The 19,295-nt window shown below is 35.9% G+C and carries 19 protein-coding genes; 2 read left to right on the top strand and 17 right to left on the bottom strand.

The annotated features are described in order from the left end of the window. The first annotated feature begins 3 nt into the window (after positions 1 to 3). Positions 4 to 1,149: a cell division protein FtsZ gene (ftsZ, locus tag BKH41_RS05870; RefSeq protein WP_095297947.1), complete on the top strand. Its 1,146-nt coding sequence runs from the start codon at positions 4 to 6 to the stop codon at positions 1,147 to 1,149. Between the two features lie 13 nt (positions 1,150 to 1,162). On the opposite strand, the gene BKH41_RS05865 is transcribed toward ftsZ, so the two are convergent. From BKH41_RS05865 to napA, 17 genes are all read right to left on the bottom strand, one after another. Then, positions 1,163 to 2,740 carry a sulfatase-like hydrolase/transferase gene (locus BKH41_RS05865; protein ID WP_180762755.1) on the bottom strand — a complete coding sequence of 526 codons (1,578 nt, stop codon included), beginning with the start codon at positions 2,738 to 2,740 and terminating at the stop codon, positions 1,163 to 1,165. A 2-nt stretch (positions 2,741 to 2,742) separates the two neighbouring features. Beyond that, the gene (rpoD, locus tag BKH41_RS05860; protein WP_095297943.1) at positions 2,743 to 4,593 is read right to left on the bottom strand and encodes an RNA polymerase sigma factor RpoD; all 1,851 of its coding nucleotides are present in this window, start codon (positions 4,591 to 4,593) and stop codon (positions 2,743 to 2,745) included. Positions 4,594 to 4,665: 72 nt separating this feature from the next. Further along, positions 4,666 to 5,460 carry a carbon-nitrogen hydrolase family protein gene (locus tag BKH41_RS05855; protein ID WP_095297940.1) on the bottom strand — a complete coding sequence of 265 codons (795 nt, stop codon included), beginning with the start codon at positions 5,458 to 5,460 and terminating at the stop codon, positions 4,666 to 4,668. Continuing rightward, positions 5,457 to 5,666, bottom strand: a complete 210-nt coding sequence (gene xseB / locus BKH41_RS05850) for an exodeoxyribonuclease VII small subunit (protein WP_095297938.1) — start codon at positions 5,664 to 5,666, stop codon at positions 5,457 to 5,459. The genes BKH41_RS05855 and xseB overlap by 4 nt, the downstream gene beginning before the upstream one ends. Positions 5,667 to 5,679: 13 nt before the next feature. Next, positions 5,680 to 7,068 carry a cation:dicarboxylase symporter family transporter gene (locus BKH41_RS05845; protein ID WP_095297936.1) on the bottom strand — a complete coding sequence of 463 codons (1,389 nt, stop codon included), beginning with the start codon at positions 7,066 to 7,068 and terminating at the stop codon, positions 5,680 to 5,682. 1 nt (position 7,069) lies between these two features. Further along, entirely contained in the window at positions 7,070 to 7,801 is a 732-nt protein-coding gene (gene ubiE / locus BKH41_RS05840; RefSeq protein WP_095297934.1) for a bifunctional demethylmenaquinone methyltransferase/2-methoxy-6-polyprenyl-1,4-benzoquinol methylase UbiE, read from the bottom strand. Then, positions 7,794 to 9,185, bottom strand: a complete 1,392-nt coding sequence (argH, locus tag BKH41_RS05835; protein ID WP_095297932.1) for an argininosuccinate lyase — start codon at positions 9,183 to 9,185, stop codon at positions 7,794 to 7,796. Before argH ends, ubiE begins: the two co-directional genes overlap by 8 nt. 8 nt (positions 9,186 to 9,193) lie before the next feature. Then, entirely contained in the window at positions 9,194 to 9,640 is a 447-nt protein-coding gene (gene hemJ, locus BKH41_RS05830; RefSeq protein WP_095297930.1) for a protoporphyrinogen oxidase HemJ, read from the bottom strand. A 1-nt stretch (position 9,641) separates the two neighbouring features. Further along, a complete protein-coding gene (locus BKH41_RS05825) occupies positions 9,642 to 10,220 on the bottom strand; it encodes a YigZ family protein (RefSeq protein ID WP_180762754.1) in 579 nt (192 codons plus the stop codon). A 5-nt stretch (positions 10,221 to 10,225) separates the two neighbouring features. After that, positions 10,226 to 10,819: an META domain-containing protein gene (locus tag BKH41_RS05820; RefSeq protein WP_143428714.1), complete on the bottom strand. Its 594-nt coding sequence runs from the start codon at positions 10,817 to 10,819 to the stop codon at positions 10,226 to 10,228. Positions 10,820 to 11,080: 261 nt separating this feature from the next. Continuing rightward, positions 11,081 to 11,419 (bottom strand): chaperone NapD, encoded by a 339-nt coding sequence (locus tag BKH41_RS05815; RefSeq protein WP_095297924.1) that lies wholly within the window; start codon positions 11,417 to 11,419, stop codon positions 11,081 to 11,083. Then, positions 11,416 to 12,372 carry a WD40 repeat domain-containing protein gene (locus BKH41_RS05810; RefSeq protein WP_143428713.1) on the bottom strand — a complete coding sequence of 319 codons (957 nt, stop codon included), beginning with the start codon at positions 12,370 to 12,372 and terminating at the stop codon, positions 11,416 to 11,418. Before BKH41_RS05810 ends, BKH41_RS05815 begins: the two co-directional genes overlap by 4 nt. A 2-nt stretch (positions 12,373 to 12,374) precedes the next feature. After that, positions 12,375 to 12,839 (bottom strand): 4Fe-4S binding protein, encoded by a 465-nt coding sequence (locus BKH41_RS05805; RefSeq protein WP_095297917.1) that lies wholly within the window; start codon positions 12,837 to 12,839, stop codon positions 12,375 to 12,377. Continuing rightward, a complete protein-coding gene (locus BKH41_RS05800) occupies positions 12,840 to 13,361 on the bottom strand; it encodes a nitrate reductase cytochrome c-type subunit (RefSeq protein ID WP_095297915.1) in 522 nt (173 codons plus the stop codon). Then, on the bottom strand, positions 13,351 to 14,271 hold the full coding sequence (gene napH, locus BKH41_RS05795) for a quinol dehydrogenase ferredoxin subunit NapH (protein ID WP_257875424.1): 921 nt from the start codon (positions 14,269 to 14,271) through the stop codon (positions 13,351 to 13,353). The genes BKH41_RS05800 and napH overlap by 11 nt, the downstream gene beginning before the upstream one ends. Beyond that, complete coding sequence (gene napG / locus BKH41_RS05790; RefSeq protein WP_095297911.1) at positions 14,271 to 15,044, bottom strand: ferredoxin-type protein NapG; 774 nt, start codon at positions 15,042 to 15,044, stop codon at positions 14,271 to 14,273. Before napG ends, napH begins: the two co-directional genes overlap by 1 nt. Before the next feature lie 9 nt (positions 15,045 to 15,053). Next, complete coding sequence (gene napA, locus BKH41_RS05785) at positions 15,054 to 17,852, bottom strand: nitrate reductase catalytic subunit NapA (protein WP_095297909.1); 2,799 nt, start codon at positions 17,850 to 17,852, stop codon at positions 15,054 to 15,056. A 401-nt stretch (positions 17,853 to 18,253) separates the two neighbouring features. On the opposite strand from napA, the gene BKH41_RS05780 reads away from it, so the two are divergent. Then, on the top strand, positions 18,254 to 19,295 hold a 1,042-nt coding region (locus BKH41_RS05780), incomplete at its 3' end, for a hypothetical protein (protein ID WP_143428712.1).

Here is a 19,295-nt window from a genome sequence, read left to right as displayed (position 1 = left end):
AGAATGGCATACGAAAATATGAAAATAGATATACAAGAGATCCATACAACGAATGGAGCAAAGATTACGGCTGTAGGTGTTGGGGGCGGTGGTTCAAATATGATAGCCCACCTCATTGCGACCGGAACTCACAAAGATATCATATTGGCAGCTGCCAACACTGACATACAACATCTAGAAACTTCGCCTGCTCAAATTAAAATAAAACTTGGCGAAAAACTCACTAAAGGACTTGGAGCTGGAATGCTTCCAGAAATTGGAATGCAGGCAGCTCAAGAAAGCTTTGAACACATCAAAGAAGTCCTTAGTAATTCAGATATCGTCTTTATTTCTGCAGGTCTTGGTGGAGGAACTGGAACTGGAGCAGCACCAATCATTGCACAAGCTGCAAAGGAAGTTGGAGCACTGACTATTTCCATTGTAACCAAACCTTTTAAAATGGAAGGAAAAAAACGTGCAAAAATTGCAGAAGAAGGACTTAAGGAACTTAAGAAAACAAGTGATACTATCGTTGTGATTCCAAATGAAAAACTTCTTTCTATTGTCAGTAAAAATGCTGGAATCAAGGAAAGTTTCAAAGAAGTCGATAGCATTCTTGCAAGAGCGGTTAATGGCATTTCAGGTGTAATTCTTAATCACGGAGAAAACGATATTAACGTTGATTTTGCTGACCTCAAGACAGTTATGGATCATAAAGGACTTGCCCTAATGGGAACAGGTGAATCAAGTGGTGAAAGTTCAGCCCTTGAAGCAGTCAAAAATGCTATCGAATCTCCATTGTTTGATAATCTTTCTATCAATGGAGCAATGGGTGTCTTGGTAAATTTTGAAATCAATCCCAATTATCCCTTATTAGAAATTTCAGATGCTATGGGGCTTATTGAGGAAGCAGCCAATGAAGATGCCAATATTATATTTGGAACACGCACCATTGCAGATCTTCCCCTAGATCAAGTCAGGGTAACTATCATTGCAACCGGATTTGAAAAAGAAATTATGGACAGCCATCCCAAAGAAGAAAATCATTTTGAACCCTCATATTCAATGTCTAAAATTTCAATAGATGCTATGAGAATTGCAAGTAGTGGGGAAGACTTCAGGCAATCTGAACTTGATATTCCTACTATTATGAGAAACCAAAAAGACTAATTTTAATTTCTCATCAGTTTGCAATATCTAATCCTTTTTGATAATCTTTAGTTTGAATGTCAAGAAGATCAAGCAATGTATGAAAAAGATAATCTTGATTTAAAAGTTTATCTTTATTGATAATCAATTTTTTATAATCTGCCTCAAATCCCTTCCCAAGCCAAATCATTGAAGGAATATGTTTTTGCACATCTGGAGAAATAGCATAAGGCAATCCTCCGTGCATATATTGACCATATTCGCCTAGGCTTTCTCCATGATCACTCAAATACCACATAGCTGAAGAAAATTTTTTATTTTTATCCAATGCTTGAACAATTTGGTATAAAAGATAATCTGTATAAATAATTGAATTATCATAAGCATTCACAAGACTTTCGTGAGAACATTTTTGAAGTTCTTTTTGCCGACAAACCGGAGAGAAAAATTCGAAATTCTTAGGGTATCGCTCATAATAGCTTGCGCCGTGACTTCCGTGTAAATTCAACACGATAAACGAATCTTTCTTTGCATTTTTAATCAAATCCTCAATCTCTTCAAGCATAGCGCCATCTAAACGCCCATCATTATAATATTTAACATTTTTGATCCTAGCACATACATCACCCATACATCCACCCCCATTATTGCTGATCCAATAAGTTTCATAACCGACTCTTTGAGCAATATCCAAAATATTATCTATATATAAAGCCTGATTCCTACTTTTATAAGTCTGATGAGTGTAATTTGTAAGCATACAAGGAATTGAAATAGCCGTAATAACCCCACAAGAATAAAAATTTGTAAAATTCACCAAAGAATCTAATTTTTCCATATAAGGATTTGTGTTTCTATCATAACCATCTAAAGAAAAATTTGCCGCTCTAGCACTTTCTCCGATCACCAAAACAAATATTTCAGGGTGCAAACGGGTTGGTTTCAATCTCGCATCCATACCCACATAAACAAAATGCGGCAAAGGTTTGAGTAAATCTAAAATCAAATGAACACTAGAGCGAATAGGAGCGATCGGATTGGTTGTGTAAATGATTACTTTAGAACTCTTAAAAGCAAAAATAATATCCCCACCTTTATAAAAATACAAACCACCAATAATTGCAATATACAAAATGATGATTCCTAACTTTTTACAAGAAGCGTGAAAAAATGAAGCATAAGGTTTTAATTTGATAAAATACAACAAACAAATCGGTAATATTACATAAGCTATCAGAAACCAAAACAGCCCTAATGTTAAGAAATCCCTTATTTCAGTCAAATTTGTATGCAGCAAGCTTTCCATTACCATATTATTAATGGTAATATCCAAGGACTTCATATAATATTGACTCACCCCTGCAATCACAATCAAAATACCAATAATCCATTTGGCAATCAGTCGCACACTTAGCAATTCAATTGCTAAAGCAACAATCAGAACATATGCGACAAATAAAAAAGCAACGAAAAAATAATCTCCTTTTTTATCATTCTCTACATAAGAATAAATCTTCAGCCAAAAAACATCGTTATAAAAACCGACCAAAATAACCGAAAAAAGAAAAATAATCCAATGATAAGAAAAATAATGAGAAAAAATATTCTTCACATTCATTCTTCAATATAATTTTTGAGCTTCCTGCCAACTTTAGGGTGTTTGAGTTTCTTGATTGCACTTGATTCTATCTGTCTGACACGCTCTCTAGTCACATTCAATTCTTTTCCAATCTCTTCAAGCGTACGATCACTTTCATCATCCAAAAGACCAAAACGCATTCTGATGACAGCCTTTTCTCTATCATTGAGCTGATCAAGAACTTCATCAATCTGAACTTTCAAATCCTCTTTCATAATATAATCCATTGGACCCATCGAATTCTTATCTTCCACAAAGTCACCAAACTTTCCATCATCATCATTTCCAATAGGAGCTTCCAAGCTGATAGGTTCTTTGGTGATTTTGATTACATTTTTCACTTTATCCACAGGAAGACCGACTTCTTGAGCAATGATCTCCACATCTGGTTCTTTACCACTTTCTTGCACGTGCTTTCGCATAATCTTATGAATACGATTGATCGTTTCAATCATATGAATGGGAATTCTGATTGTTCGAGCCTGATCGGCAATCGCTCTTGAAATTGCTTGCCTGATCCACCAAGTGGCGTAAGTGGAAAATTTAAAGCCTTTTTTATATTCAAATTTATCCACAGCCTTCATCAATCCAATATTCCCCTCTTGGATTAAATCTAAAAATGGCAAACCTCTGTTTGTGTATCTCTTGGCAATACTCACTACAAGCCTCAAATTTGATTTTGCCATCTTATTTTTAGCTTTATCAGAAATAGATTTTCCTCTCTTGATTTGCTCTAAAATCTCTTTGAGTTTTTCAGGCTCCAAATTAAATCCATCTTCACTGGCCTCTTTGGTCTGAAAAAGCTTTTTAAGCTCTACATAAACGCTTACCATTGTTGTTTCAGGAACTGCTGCAACAATGTCTTCTCTAGACATATTTGTAATATTATCAAGAATGCGCCTATGATTCTCTATCAATATTTCATTAAAAAGCGGGAGTTTATATTCAAGCCTTTTGAGCTCTCTCTCAAAGCCATCTCCGCTCTTGAGGGTATTTTCCATCGCTTTAACAAGTTCATTAATCAATTTGCTCGTTGGTCCAAGATCCAACAGCCTATCTTTCAAAATTTGCTTTTTATGGGCCAATGTCAGAATATAAATCAATTCATCTTCTTTAGGATCAGATGGGATATCTAAAACCTTCAGCCAATCTTTTTTTGCCTTATCTAAAGCTTTGAAACTTTCTAAAACTTTCTCAACACGCTTTTGATCCTTTTTGGAAATAGGCTTTTTAGCTTCGCCCTCCTCTTCATCACCACTCTCCTCTTCCTCATCTTCAATCTCTTCGCTCTCTTCGCTATCATCATCAAAACTTTTAAAAAGTTCTTTAACACGCCTCTCACGATTGATCAAAGCCTCTTTGTAATCATAAATAAAATCTATCAAATAAGGCACCGAACAAATTGCGTCCAAAATCGTATTTTCTCCAAGCTCAATCTGCTTGCTCAACTCAATTTCTTCATCTTTTGTTAAAAGAGCTATTTGTCCCATTTCTCTAAGATACATTCTAACAGGACTATCGCTTCTACTCCACTCTAAAAGCTCTCTTTCTTTCATAAAATCAAATTCATCTTCAAGCTCTTCGTCCAAAACCTTTCTTTTTTCTTCAGCAAGCTTGATTTCATCTCTGGTATTGAGTTTTTTTGCCAATTCTGAGGAACTCACAAGAGTCCTCTTGTATTTCTGAGCTAATTCCCTAATTTTTTTAATTTGGGCAAGTGTCGGGGCTTTCTGAAGCGTCTGAGCTATTTTTTCATAAGATACAAAACCGCTTTCAGCCTCTTTAAATAAATTTTCCAATTCTTCATTGACTATTTTTGCAGACATAATTTCCCTTGTTTGGTAGAATAACTAAAGAGGTGAATTTTTTCTAAAGAAAAAGGATTATACCCAAATTTGTTAAATTTTCTGAACAAGGGATTCAACTTCCCTAAATTTCCATTCTTTTACAAACTCTTCAATTTGGGATTTTTCTATTTCTGCACATAAAACTTCTTCTTTGTTGCCCAAACTATCCTCTATTTTTCCATTGGGCAAAGCAATAAAGCTATCCCCGTAAAAATTCCACTGGAAACCCTCGTGAGTATATTCCCCGATTCGATTCGCCCTCACGACCACACAAGAGTTAAAAAATGCTCTTGCTTTGCACAAATCTCGCCATCTCTGATTAGAATCAAACGTGCAAGCAGTACATAAAAGCACAATATCCACACCGGCATTTTTCATTTTTATCCATATCTCATCAAAATGCAGTTCAAAACCAAACAGAACTGCAATTTTTAAACCTTCTTTTTCAAATACATAAGGAAGTTTCAAAGTTTTAACCTTAGAATTTCCAAAAAATGCCTCTTCATCCCAATGAGGATAGGAGATCAACTTTTGTTGGGTATAAAAATCAATTTTCTTCCCATCAATAATGGCTATTTTTTTATAAATTTTTTTTTCATTTCCGCATAATACGGGTGCAACGATAATCAAGCTATATTTTTTAGCCAGCTTTGTAAGTTCAGAAAGTTTGCTTTGGGTGGTTTTATTGATAATATCCTTAGGAACATCGCTGATTTCGTGAAAAAAAAGATTCAAAACATACTCTCCAAGCACAACTATCGAACCTTTTTTGATTGCTTTCAAATAAGAAGCAAGTTTATTTTCCTTAAAGGGAAGCGAAGGCAGTTGAAAGATTGCTAGATTCATTCTTTTTCCTTTGCTTGAGCATTATTTGATTTTAACTCCTGATACTCCAATTTAGCTTCTTCAAGCATTTTTTGCGCCAATTCAAGCTCTTCCATTCCTTCTTTATAAAGGCTTAGTCCTTCTTTAAGATTTAGATTTTGGGCATTGAGTTTTCCAAGAATTTCCTTGGCTTTATCTATCCTTGCTTCAAAACTTATTTCTTCCATAAATACTCCCCATCTAACTATTATAAACTTTCTTATCTAAAGTGCCAAGCTCTTTATCTGCACAAACTGCAGAAGTCATAGCACCAGAAACATTGCTTAAAGTGCGTGCCATATCAAGAATAGGATCAATAGCAAGAACAATGGACAAAAGACCAAAATATTCACCAAAACCAATTCCTGCAAGCATAATAGAAGCTGCCATAGTTGCCACTCCTGGAATTCCTGCTATACCCAAAGATCCCAAAACAGCTACAACCACTACCATCACCATAAAACTAAAATCAATCTGCACACCCAATAAATTCGCAATAAAAACTGCTGTCATTGCCGGAAAATATCCCGCACACCCATTTAACCCCACAGTGCTACCCAAAGACGCTGTAAAATTAGCTGTTCCTGCATTAACTCCAAGCTTATTAGTCAATGTGGAAATCGTTAAAGGGAGCATTGCCACTGAAGACCTGCTAGTAAAAGCAAGTAGCCACGTATCAAGAGCCTTTTTAAAATAAATCCAAGGGTTGAGACCGTGAAAACCTACCAATATCAAATGGATAGCAAACATAATCACCATTGCTAAATAAATCAGCCCCACAAAAAGCATTGCGTCCTTAATTGCTCCAAAACCATTTGAAATCAATGTGTTTGCCATCATACAAACAACTGCATAAGGCATAAAACGAATGATAAACAAGGTCATCCACATCACGATTTGATAACCTGCTTCAATCAAATCAGAAAAAATATCAGAAGCCTTTTTAAATTCACTCTTTTTAGCAATAATCCTTGCTCCAAAACCTACGAAAAATGTCAAGATAACTACCCCGACAATATTATCACCACTCATTGCTGCAATCGGATTAGCAGGAATTAAACCTAATAAAACATCTGCAAATGTTTTTACCTCTCGAATTGCCTTATCTCCTACATAAGCATTAAAATTTTCTCCTAGACCAAAACAAACAGCCAAGGTAATGCCTAAACTCGCAGCAATCGCAGTCGTAAATAAAAGCCAAAAAAGCGAACGACTCAAGAGTGCTTTTAAATTAATCCCATTATCAATATGCAAAATAATTCGAATCATTGAAAACAAAATGATAGGGATAACAAGCATTTTGATAAAACTTACGAACGCTTTGCCAAAAAATCCAAACCATATTTTTATTTCAAACAACCAAGGAATATTTTGCATTTGATCGTACTGAGGAAACCCTGCCATACTCTGAAGCACTACTCCAAAAGTCACTCCCATCACCAAAGCTATCAGCATTCTTACAGAAAAACTGAAATTTTTCTTCTGCAAAACCCAAAGTAAATAAAAACAAATCCCCAAGACTATTAATATAGCCCACGTAAAAGGCTCTGAAAGTGCTAAAAAATTTTTTAGAAAAGTTTTATCGTTCATTTTATCGTTTCATCCCGATGAGTAAAGTCGAAATACCTGCACTATAGGTCTTGGCAAATTTGGTCTCAATCCCAACCTTGTTCAATTCCTCCTTAAGCCGCTCAACACTCAAAAATTCTCCTATGGAATCGGGCAAATATCTGTAAGCCTTATAGTTTCTTGATACTGCCGCCCCGATTAAGGGAAGTACTTTTTTTGTATAAAAACCTGTTATTTTATCCAAAAAATTCTCTTTTTCTTTTTTTGTAAATTCAAGCACTATTAAAATTCCATTTTTTTTCAAAACTCGTGCAAATTCTTGCAATGCCTCTTTCAGATCCACGACATTCCTAAGACCATAAGCGATAGAAAGAATATCAACACTTTCAGATTCTACTGCCTTAAGATTCTTGGCCTCCCCTAACAACAACTCCACTTCTTGAGATTGCAAATATTTTTCAAGTTTTTCCTTAGCAATCTCAAGCATACCCTCTGAAGGATCAATACCAATGATTTTTTGGATTGATTTGCCAAATCCAGAAGCATTTTTACGCCAATGCAAAATCATATCTCCTGTACCGCAAGCAACATCCAAAATAACTGCCTTGTTTAAATCAGGCGCATATTCAAAAGCCTTTTTGCAAGCCTCTTTCCTCCATTTTACATCAATCCCTAAACTCAAAATACGATTAGCACTATCATAAGTAGGTGCTATTTGGTCAAACATTTCTATGATTTGTTTTTGTTTATCCATTTTTATGCTCTTTTATCCATTTTTGAAGAATATCTATCTGCTCGCAAGTTCTTTTACTAGCTGTTCCCCCAAAGCTGTCGCGGGCGTTCATTGATGTTTTTAAATTTAAAACTTCCTTAACTCCTGAAATTTCTAAAGATGCAAGGGTAAAAATCTCTTCCTCTTCAAGCTCGCTGATATCAACACCTTTTTCTTCAGCAAATGCAACGATTTTACCTGTAATCTGATGTGCCTCTCTAAAAGGAAGTTTATTTTTTCTAACCAAAAAATCTGCCAAATCCGTTGCAGTTAAGTGCCCTATTTTAGCCATTTTTAGCATATTTTCAGGATGAATATTCATTGTAGCAATAACTTCTTGTAAAATATCCAAAGAAATCAAAGCCGTGCTAACGCTATCAAATACCCCTTCTTTGTCTTCTTGCGTATCTTTATTGTATGCTAAGGGCAATCCTTTCATCACGCTTAAAAGTGCCATTAAATTCCCAAAAACCCTACCACTTTTGGCGCGCAAAAGTTCAGGAACGTCGGGATTTTTCTTTTGAGGCATAATGGAACTTCCTGTAGAATAGGCATCTGAAAGTGTGATGAATTTAAACTCATAGCTACTCCAAAGCACAAGCTCCTCAGCAATCCTAGAAATATGCATAAATAACATTGAAATATCATAAAGCAAATCTAATGCAAAATCTCGCTCACTCACCGTATCCATCGCATTCAAAGTGGGTGCTTTAAAACCTAATGCTTTTGCCATCATTTCACGATCGGTCCCATAAGGAGTGCCCGCCATTGCCCCCACTCCTAAAGGCAAAAAATTATTGCGCTCATAGCTATCGCTCAAACGTTCGTAATCTCTTTTAAAATTTACACACCAAGCCACCATATGAAACCCAAAATTAATAGGTTGGGCGTGTTGCAGATGTGTCATTCCGGGCATAATGGTTTCAGTATGGAGTTGTGCAATTTTGAGTAAAGCTTCCATTAGATTTAAAATCTTACGCCTAATGATTTGATTGTGATCCAAAACATACATCCTAAAATCTAAAGCAACCTGATCGTTTCTGCTTCTCCCTGTATGCAGTTTTTTGCCTGCTTCTCCAATGAGATCAGTAAGAGCTGCTTCAATTGCCATATGAATGTCTTCATCTGAAATTCTAAACTCAAATTCACCTTTTTCAATTTGAGTTCCAATGTGCACAAGCCCTTCAATAATCTTGCAATACTCTTCATCATTCAAAATTCCAATGCTTAAAAGCATTTTAGCGTGAATTTTAGAACCCTCTATATCGTATTTCCAAAGCTGCTGATCAAACCCTATTGACGCATTAAAACGATCCAATAAACTGCTACTTTCTGCACCAAATCTTCCACCCCACAATTTTGCCATCACATCTCCTAAAATGACTTAGTAACCGCACAAATTACAATTACAATCAAACATAATGTCGGCACCTCATTAAAAATCCTAAAAAATTTTCCACTTTTTTTACATACCCCATATTCAAGAGTCTTTACATAATGCCCGCATAAAAAATGATAAAACAGCAATATAACTACAAACAATAATTTCAAATGCAGCCAACCTCCAGTTGAGAAAAGCTCGGGATGAATGCTTATCATCAGTGCCCCTGTTATCACAGTAAGTATCATAGCAGGCTGACCGATAAAAGAATAAAGTCTTCTTTCTTGAAGCTTGACAATCTTTACATAGTCTTGCGTTTGAGAATTTTCAATATGATAGACAAAAAGACGCGGTAAATAAAAAAGCATTGCCATCCAAGAAACAAAGGCAATCACGTGAAGCGCCTTAATCCATAAATAATATTGGCTTAAAAATTCCATCTCAACTCCTAAATTTCAAATCCTGCTCATATTCACTCAAAAAAGTATCCACATTCTTCAGGCTCCCAAAAATCCTCAACCGAATGCTTTTTTCCAAAAATTCTTCTTTTTCCAATGTAACAGAAAGTTTTTTTGCTAAATATTCCACTCTTCCAAGCAAAGGATAGGGACATTCCAAAAAAATACTTTTGCAAAATTCAAAAGGAATGATTGCTTCCTTTTTTTTGCCCGATTCTACACATAAAAGCGCACTTTTTCCATAAGCCCTCACAAGCCCTCCAACCCCTAAAAGAACGCCTCCAAAATAGCGTACAACCACCATTGCAACATCTGCCAAATCCTCTCCCCTCAAAACATTCAAAACCGGCATCCCTGCACTTCCTCTAGGTTCGCCATCATCGCTAAAACGCTCACAAATTTGATTGCTTTGGACAAATCGATAGGCATATACAAAATGAACCGCCTTAGAATGAGAGTTTTTTAAATCTTTTAAAGTGATTTCAAAAAGCTTGCGGGGTATCAAAAATCCTAAAAATCTTGACCCCTTGTTTTGAAAATCCGAATAAATGATTTCACGCACCGTATTCATTGAAGATATATCTGCATTTTACCATTATCTAATACCATCGAAGATTTCTCTCTTTTGACATTGAACAATCCATTAAAATTTCTCATCAAACGGAGCTCAAAACTCATCAATTCATCAGGATGACAGAGTTTTCTTGTCATACCCGAATTTGCAATCTCAAGATGTTGGCTATCTTTCCAAGTATAACTAGCAAAGTAATTATTACAACCTGCAATTCCATAAATTCGATGTTGGGACTGATCAAAAACCATTGTAGCAACTTCTTTAATATTTAAAAATTCCTCATCAGGAGTCTGCTTCTTTGGATCTTCTGATGATTTTGGCAAAGCCGTATTTTCACTAATTCTATCTTTGGATAAATCTTCATTTGAAGCACTTTGATCTTTATCCTCCTCTGTCACTTTTTCCTCTTTCGTTTCTAAATCTTGGATAGCTTGAGCTTTCAACATTTGGGGTGAAAGATATTCTTTCCCATCCACAACTATTTTTTGTATTTCCCAATCAGTGCGAGAAATTTTTCCCTCAAGGATGTTCCAAATTGAACAACCGCTTAAAAATATAACTCCCAACGCCAATAAAACAAATTTCATCGATTCAAAAACCCCTTTATAAACAAGTCTGATTTCTTTAAAAATAATACCCAAACCTTGATAACAAACCAAAGTTTTTATCAATTCTTCAAAGACTTAGCCAATCAAAAAATAATCTGAAAATGAATAAATTTTGTACAATAATTAATTGTTTTGATAACCCCACACAATGTGTGAGAGATCATATTTTATTGCTATTGCCACAATCTGCGTTCTGCCCCACTAGGAAAAATTCTGCTTTATTGCACTTACAAATTTTCTCTACTCTCCCAACCAAGAACTTACGCTTCCTTTATATCGAATTTCTTTGGCATCTTCTGATTTTTCAATGTTTTTTGAAACCTCTTGTGCCGAAAGGATTTTAAACTCTTCTTCAGAATAGCTGTAATGCATATTTGCACTCAATACGCCTTGAATTTGTTCAATATCTTTAAGACGGGCGATTTCTTTCCCAACATCTTCAGCAGTAATGGTTAAGATTATAATCGTGCTTTCCTTATCACAAATATGCACCTCAACGCCATCAAGAAGCCTCAAATCCGAAATAACTTTCTCCCAATGATTCAAATCCACTTTAACAATAATGCTTGAAATATTCATTGTATTCCTTTCAAATTCCAAAAAAATATTTTTCTTCCATCGCAGCTTGCAATGACTTCTTGATGATAAAATAAAATCGTATTGACAATACAATTCCCGCCTTTTAAAAACGCATTTATTTTATAAGAATTCAAATCAATTATGGCAATACTGCCCTCTTCATCATACATCATAGCACCATATCTTGCATCTTTGCTGATACCGACAGAATAAACCAAAAACTTTCCTTCTACCCCTATACCTGTGTCTTTTCCAAGTTTATAAATGCCCATTTTTCTATCTTGCCCTGCACTTAAAACAATATTTTTAGCACTTGCAAGCTGGTAATTGTTGTCTTTATTTACACCTTCTAATTTACTAATAATCTTCCCTGCCAACGTATCAATAACATAAATAACTCCCGATTCAGCAGTAGAATACGCAAATTTCTTGTCTTCACTCAAAATAAGATCAGAAAATGAAGCCGTGCTTGGATGAATTTTATACACAAAAGTTTGAGATTTCAAATCATATAAAGCAATTTCATTTCCCATAAAACCTAATAAAATCCTATTTTCATCAACCCAAAGAGCCTTAGAAATCGAAAGTTTATCTTTCTCATCAAAAATAACTTTATTTTGCGAAGGAGACAAAATCCTCAATTCTCTACCTCCATTGCCGCCTTCACTCAAAACCAATATATTCTGCCCATCAAGCGTATCGGAGTTATAAATTTTAGGTTTTTTCTTTTCGCCAAAAAAATCAATCACTTCAGGCAAAACAAAACGATGTACAAATTTTTTGCGCACCAAATCATAAACCCTCACAGAACCATCATTTTGAGGAATATAAATATTGTCTTTATAAAGATTGAGAGAAGAAATACTAGAATCGCTTTCCAAAATAAAATCAGGCAAAAATTCCTTTGAAAACAGAAATAAACATAACACTGATAAGACAAATAAACCCTTCATCTTTACTCCCGAGCTAAAATACTTATAGAATCTTTCGGGCATACACTCACACAAAGCCCACAGCCTGTACAAGTTTCCAAAACCTCAGGGTAAAACATCCCGCTAAATTTTATTGCATCCTTACATCGATCTCTGCAAGAGGAACAAATCACTTGATGATAAGCCAAACAACTCAATACATCAATTCTAGCATAGGCTTGAATTTTATCTTCCAAAGAAGGATCTAAAACGCTCTCTTCCCCATAAGTCTCATAACAGACTTGTGCGCATTTTTTACAAAATACACAACCGCTTGTATTAAAGTTTAAATAAGGTGGAATGCCTACTTTTTTGATAATAATCTCTTCTTTACAAACACTTGTGCATTCTCCAAAACATTCGTTGCAAAAATCATTTGATGCCCTTTGGTAGGGCAAAAAAACAGGCAATTCCTTAGTCTTGGATTTAAAAAAACGCTTGAAGGGCATTTATTTTACACCTTCATTGATTACATCTAACAAATTAGATTTGGACTTTGCCCCCTCGCTTGTAAAATCAGGTTTAAAGCTATTTTTAACCAAAGGTTTTGCATTTGCTTGAGGCACGTGGCACTGAGTACAATTATAACGGCTTTCTGCTATCCCATCTTTAATCGCTTTATGATTTCTCAAGTCATAAGTATGGGATTTTGGCACTGGAGTTGCCCCAACAGATTTAGCAACATCAGGAGCGTGACAACTCAAGCACATATTATTGTCTTGAGAAATATCAAGCATTCCATCAGTATCATGAGGAATCAAGGGCGGAGCATTTTCATAAGAACGTTCAATCTTTTGACTCTCGCCTGCAGGGGAAGTGCTATATTGATAATCATTCAATTTGACATCTTTTTCATCTTGGACAGGAATTTTTCTAAGACCCAAAGATTCATCTTCAATCCCACCTGATTCTGATGAACAAGCAGCCATCAACCCAACCATTACTATTAAGCCCAATATTTTAAACTTCATTTTGTCTCCTTTTAATTAAGTTAGCTATTCCATAAGTGAGCGCATTATCATTGCACACCTCAATACATCTGCCGCATTTAATGCAAGCCATTCCATCAATCACAGCACTCTTTCTGCCGACATTATGCAAAACCTGATTTTCAGGACATATCTGCACACACTGCATACATTGTGTACATTTTTCAAAATTATATTTCACACGCCAAATGCTGTATTTCCCAATCAGACTAAAAGTTGCCCCCAAAGGACAAATATGCCCGCAAAAACCATTTTTTAAAAGCAAAAAATCAAATAAAAACACTGCCAGTATTCCAAAAAAACCCGCACCCATTCCAAAAACAATCCCTCGATGAAGCATTGAAATCGGACTGATCATTTCAAAAACAGCTATGCCAAAAATAAAACAAAGCACTAAGGTCAAAAATAAAATCCCATATTTAGCATTTCTTCCAATATGAATTTGCTTAACCAAAGTATTCAACCCAAACTTTCTCCTTAAATACGCTGCAAAATCAACCACCAAATTCACAGGGCATACATAAGCACAATAAGCCCTACCCAAAAACAATCCATAAATTACAAGTACAACAATTAGCCCTATATAAATGTCTAAAGCCAATGCGCCCCCTGCCAAAAAAAGCTGGGCTACTGCAAGCGGATCACTCATCGGAATAACACCAAAGATTTTAGAGCTGCTCAAATTGCCTTGAAAAAAATGCATTGCACGATTTGTAATTTTACTCTCCCCTGCAGCAAGGTTTCTAGAATCTTCAATAAAAACACTCGTATCTCCCTGATAAACTCCATAATTCTTGCCCGCAATACTCACCCAAGAAAAATTTCCTACAAAAAATAAAACTAAAATTCCCACTTGAACAACCCGTCTGAGTATCAAAAAACGATATTTCATCATAGATCTCCACCGCTATTGAGATAATCAGTTGCCTTATCTTTTGATGTTTTGTTTATTTGAGTGGAAGCGTCTTTTAAACGGCTTTCATCCTGCTTATCCCAACCCTTGATATAATTCGTACCCATTTTTCCAAGCACAACATCACGAGGCAAGACCGTAATGGAAGCAATCTCAGTGACACACGCCCGCTCACATTTTCCACATCCTGTGCAAACATCATTATCCACCATTGGTAGCAAAAAGGAATGCTTGCCGGTCCGATCGTTTCTTTTGTATTCAAGATACAAAGCCTTATCAATCAAAGGACAAGCCCGATAACACGCATCGCATTGGATACCTGCATACGCAATGCAATTTTTTGTATCAACAATGGCTACTCCCATTCTAGACTTATTGACATCCAAACGCCCATTATCTGTAAGCAACTCTTTATCCAATGCACCACTAGGGCATACATTGACACAAGGAACATCTTTACACATATAACAAGGAATATCTCTAGGGGTAAAATAAGGAACTCCCACAGGAAGATTATCCAAAGGCTTGGCAAGCTTAAGCGTATAATAAGGGCAAGCCTCCACACACATACCGCATTTAATACAACTTTTAAGAAACTCATCTTTTTGCTTAGCTCCAGGCGGAAGCAACAAAAGACTTGTAGCTTTCGCTTCATAGATATAAGCGCTCCATATCAAACCGCCCACAGCAAGCATTCCTGCTGCTTGAGTCATTTTGAGCAAGCTTCTGCGTCTGCTTTCATCAAAGCCCATATTTAACCCTTAAGCTTTATAAACTTTTACGGCGCATTTTTTAAAATCTGTTTGTTTAGACAACGGACAAGTTGCGTCCAAGCAGACTTTATTGATATAAACATTTTCATCAAACCAAGGGATATAAACAAGACCTTTAGGAGGTCTATTTCTTCCCCTTGTATCAATCCTTGCTTTTACTTTTCCGCGTCTGCTTTCCACCCAAATCACTTCATCTTGTTTGAAGTTGTTTTTAGTGGCATCATCAGGATGCATATAACACAACGCTTCAGGCACTGCACGATAAAGCTCGGGAACTCTCATCGTCATTGTTCCACTATGCCAATGCTCAAGCACCCTGCCTGTAGCAAGCCACATTGGATATTCTTTATCAGGCATTTCACAAGGATCCATATAAGGACGGAAAAATATTTTCGCCTTATTGTGAATAGAAACTTTTTCTTCAGATGCCTTAAACAAATCCCCTTTAGCTAAGGAAGCATTTTTATGGCCATAAAAAGCAAATTCTTTGCCATCACCGAATTTTCTAGCGTAAGGATCATACTTAGCATTAAATCTCCATTGGGTTTCCTTGCCATCAACAACTGGCCATCTTAAGCCGCGAACCTTGTAATAAACATCAAATTCTGCCAAATCGTGTCCGTGTCCGATTCCAAACTTCCTATATTCTTCCCAAAGGTATTTTTGAATAAAAAATCCATATCCCTTAAATGGCTTGCCATCGCTCCCAAGAACATTCCTTTCATCACCAAAAACCTCTGAATTCAACGTTCCATTTTGGAGCAATTCTTCTTTTGTGGTAAATTTTTTAGCATTTTTATTTGCAAAAAGAATGTCAAATAAAGAATCTTCAGGACTATATCCCATTGCCTTAGCTTCTGCTAAAACAGATTTCATACCCAAATCTGCATAATCTTTGTCCCAAACATCTTTAATTTTGAAGCGTTTAGAAAATTCCATTATCTGCCAAGTATCGCTCATCGCATTTCCTTGAGGCAAAACTTGCTGTTTCCAATGCTGTGTTCTTCTCTCAGCATTTCCATAAGCACCCCATTTTTCATAAATCATCGCCGTAGGTAAAATCAAATCAGCCACTTTAGCACTAATGCCTGGATAGCAATCACTCACGATAATAAAATTATCCATTTCACGCGCAGCTTTTATCCAATGATTTGCATTTGCAGTATTTTGCCAAGGATTATTTACTGCCACCCAAAGCCATTTTATCTTGCCATCTTCCAAATCCCTCATCATCGTCAAATATGGAGATCCGGGTTTTGGATTAATAGTACCCTTAGGCAAATTCCAAATTTTTTCTGCAATTTCTCGGTGTTTAGGATTGGCAACCACCATATCAGCAGGCAAACGATGAGAAAAAGTTCCTACTTCTCGAGCAGTTCCGCACGCACTTGGTTGTCCAGTAAGCGAAAATGCTCCGTTACCAGGCTTGCTTTGTTTGCCAAGAAGCATATGCACCATATAACTTTGCTCATTGACCCACGAACCTCTTTGATGTTGATTGAATCCCATTGTCCAAAAACTCACTACTTTTCGATTTTTTTCAATATAAAGATTGGCAAGGCTTTGAAGTTTCTTTTTGAAATCTTCCAAACTTTCATCTTCATTTCCTTTTGCGAGTTTGGCAACAAAATCTAAGGTATAAGGTTCCAAAGCCTTTTTAAAATCTTCAAAACCTATTTCCCAATGGGCATCGGCTTTTGAAGCATTGTCCATTTTCATTTCATACCCAGCCTTAAGACCTAAATATTGAAGAGAAATTGCCTCATTTTCACTTAAAGACTTGCTGACTTCTTTGGCAACAACTTCTTTTTCTTTGGGATTGAATCCTTTATGGTTGGGATCATTTCTCATTCCATAGCCGATATTGACAAATCCTGTGCTAAAAACGCAGTGTTCTTGAACAAAATGCTTATCAATCGCTTCAGGATGATTATAAACAATCTCCCTAGCAATATAATTCCAAATCGCCAAGTCAGTAGAGGGTTTGAAAACAATCTCAATATCAGCAAGATCGGAGGTTCTATTGGTAAAAGTTGTGAGATTAACAACTTTTACTTTAGAAGCATTGCTAAGTTTTCTATCGGTCACGCGACTCCAAAGTATGGGGTGCATTTCAGCCATATTTGATCCCCAAGTAATCACAGTATCAGTAAGTTCAATATCATCATAGCAACCTGCAGGTTCATCAATTCCAAAAGTCTGCATAAACCCAATAACTGCACTTGCCATACAATGTCTAGCATTCGGGTCAATCATATTGCTTCTAAACCCAGCTTTCATCAGTTTAACAGACGCATAACCTTCTGGAATGGTATATTGACCGCTTGCCATTAATGCGACGCCCTTAGGTCCCATTTCGCCATAAGTCTTTTTGAATTGTTTTTCCATCTCATCAAATGCGCGTTGCCAACTTATCGGAACAAATTTTCCCTTCTTGTCAAACTCACCTTTGGCATTCACGCGCAAAAGGGGTTGTGTGAGTCGATCCTCACCATACATAATCTTGGCACAAAAATAACCTTTAATACAATTCAAACCTCGATTTACAGGAGCTTCGGGATCCCCCTTGACAGCTACAATTTTTTTATCTTTTGTAGCGACCATAATCCCGCACCCAGTTCCGCAAAATCTGCAGACAGCCTTATCCCATTTCCAATTTTTTTGAGCAGTATCAGCTTCTGCAGACAGCGATGTAGGAATTGCGATACCCACACTTGATGCAGCAGAAGCGACAGCTGCAGCCTTAATAAAATCTCTTCTTGATAAGCCTTTTTGTATCAAAGTCATATAGTCTCCTTCGGGGTTGATATAGCAAAAATGCTTGGCAAAAATTGTATATCGAATCCCATTTGCAAAACTTGATATATATCAACTCATCGCCTCCTTCAAACTGACTTTAAATTTAAAAATCTCATTCTTGCTAAGCATCCATTTCCAACTTCAACAAAAGACTTACAGCTAGAACTCTACTAAAGTTTGATTACAAAGTAAAATTAAATTGACTAAATTAGGCTACAGATAAAAATTATAAACCGTATTTTTTCATTATCATCACTGGATTATTTTAGTAAATGGAAACAAAATCGATTATGCATAAAAATATACTTAACTTATGGAATGAAATTTGTTTTCATTCCTCTAATTATGAATCTGAATAAAATTTTAAGGATCGAGTAGGTAAAGAAAGAATGCGCATTGTTTTGATCATCATTATTGCATTTATTCTTTTCAAGCCTCTTTACTTAAACGCTGCTGTTTATGATAAAGATACAAACATCTTGTTTGAAGAAGAAGCTTGGCCAGGAGGTATTTTGCCCGATGAAAATATGCAAATCAATAACAAAGCTGTTGTTAATATTGATTTTTTACCCACAAAGAATTTTCCTGATAATTGGTTTTTTGCGGCATTTTTACGAGGCAATGGTTCAAACATTACATTTCAGGGTGATGGAGATTTAAATTTCTTTTTAGATGGTACCAAATTTTCAGGCTATCAATGGGGAGCATTTCTTTATAAAGATTGGAATACAGGTCAAAGCAATATCGCATTTAATGTCAATACCACATTTTTGGCAAAAGATAATTCTTCTATCGGCAGGGGTGCATTTGTCGAAAATGGAGCAGCAGGGGGTTATGCACGAGGTTCTTTTTCTTTTACTAAGAATTTATTTGTAGATGTCAATAATACAATACCAGTAAATTCATCACGAACCATATTGTTTATTGAAAGATACGGAAACGGTTATATCAATTCTGATCCTGCAAATAAAATAATCAATATTCACAATATCATTCAACTCAAAGGTGACATCAAGGTAGGAGTAGGATCAAGATTTGCTATGAACCTAACCAATCCTGAATCTTTTTTTATGGGAAAAATTTCAAACAATGCTTCTGCTAATCTCACTCTTTTAAATGGTGCTAAATGGTATATGACTAATAGTTCCCAAATCAGTGTTCTTGATATTTCAAATTCCTTTGTCCCTGATACTTCCTCAAATGCTAAAGGTAGTCAAATATTTTCTTTTGTTGATCTTGCCAAATATGCAACTCCAAATACCTCTGGGATTTATTGCCCCAATGATAATTGTCCCAGAATTCACGATCCCTTCTCTCCCCGCACCCTCAAAGTGAGTACCATCAATGGAGAAAATGGTGTCTTTCGTCTGATGTCTGATTTATCTTTAGGAAAAACAGATACCATTACAGCAGGCAATGTCAATGGCTTAG

Origin of the sequence: Helicobacter sp. 12S02232-10 (assembly GCF_002272895.1) — a bacterium.
GTDB lineage: Bacteria > Campylobacterota > Campylobacteria > Campylobacterales > Helicobacteraceae > Helicobacter_J.
Note: the sequence above shows the minus strand (reverse complement) of the source record. Positions and strands in the feature narration are given on the sequence as shown.

Bases quoted from the DNA above. Each gene is read 5' to 3' on its own strand.
- BKH41_RS05820 (WP_143428714.1), bottom strand. From the start codon at position 10,819: ATGAAATTTGTTTTATTGGCGTTGGGAGTTATATTTTTAAGCGGTTGT.
- hemJ (WP_095297930.1), bottom strand. From the start codon at position 9,640: ATGGAATTTTTAAGCCAATATTATTTATGGATTAAGGCGCTTCACGTG.
- BKH41_RS05815 (WP_095297924.1), bottom strand. From the start codon at position 11,419: ATGAATATTTCAAGCATTATTGTTAAAGTGGATTTGAATCATTGGGAG.
- xseB (WP_095297938.1), bottom strand. From the start codon at position 5,666: ATGGAAGAAATAAGTTTTGAAGCAAGGATAGATAAAGCCAAGGAAATT.
- BKH41_RS05855 (WP_095297940.1), bottom strand. From the start codon at position 5,460: ATGAATCTAGCAATCTTTCAACTGCCTTCGCTTCCCTTTAAGGAAAAT.
- argH (WP_095297932.1), bottom strand. From the start codon at position 9,185: ATGGCAAAATTGTGGGGTGGAAGATTTGGTGCAGAAAGTAGCAGTTTA.
- BKH41_RS05805 (WP_095297917.1), bottom strand. From the start codon at position 12,839: ATGCCCTTCAAGCGTTTTTTTAAATCCAAGACTAAGGAATTGCCTGTT.
- BKH41_RS05810 (WP_143428713.1), bottom strand. From the start codon at position 12,372: ATGAAGGGTTTATTTGTCTTATCAGTGTTATGTTTATTTCTGTTTTCA.
- napG (WP_095297911.1), bottom strand. From the start codon at position 15,044: ATGGGCTTTGATGAAAGCAGACGCAGAAGCTTGCTCAAAATGACTCAA.
- BKH41_RS05845 (WP_095297936.1), bottom strand. From the start codon at position 7,068: ATGAACGATAAAACTTTTCTAAAAAATTTTTTAGCACTTTCAGAGCCT.
- napH (WP_257875424.1), bottom strand. From the start codon at position 14,271: ATGAAATATCGTTTTTTGATACTCAGACGGGTTGTTCAAGTGGGAATT.
- BKH41_RS05800 (WP_095297915.1), bottom strand. From the start codon at position 13,361: ATGAAGTTTAAAATATTGGGCTTAATAGTAATGGTTGGGTTGATGGCT.
- ftsZ (WP_095297947.1), top strand. From the start codon at position 4: ATGGCATACGAAAATATGAAAATAGATATACAAGAGATCCATACAACG.
- napA (WP_095297909.1), bottom strand. From the start codon at position 17,852: ATGACTTTGATACAAAAAGGCTTATCAAGAAGAGATTTTATTAAGGCT.
- ubiE (WP_095297934.1), bottom strand. From the start codon at position 7,801: ATGGATAAACAAAAACAAATCATAGAAATGTTTGACCAAATAGCACCT.
- rpoD (WP_095297943.1), bottom strand. From the start codon at position 4,593: ATGTCTGCAAAAATAGTCAATGAAGAATTGGAAAATTTATTTAAAGAG.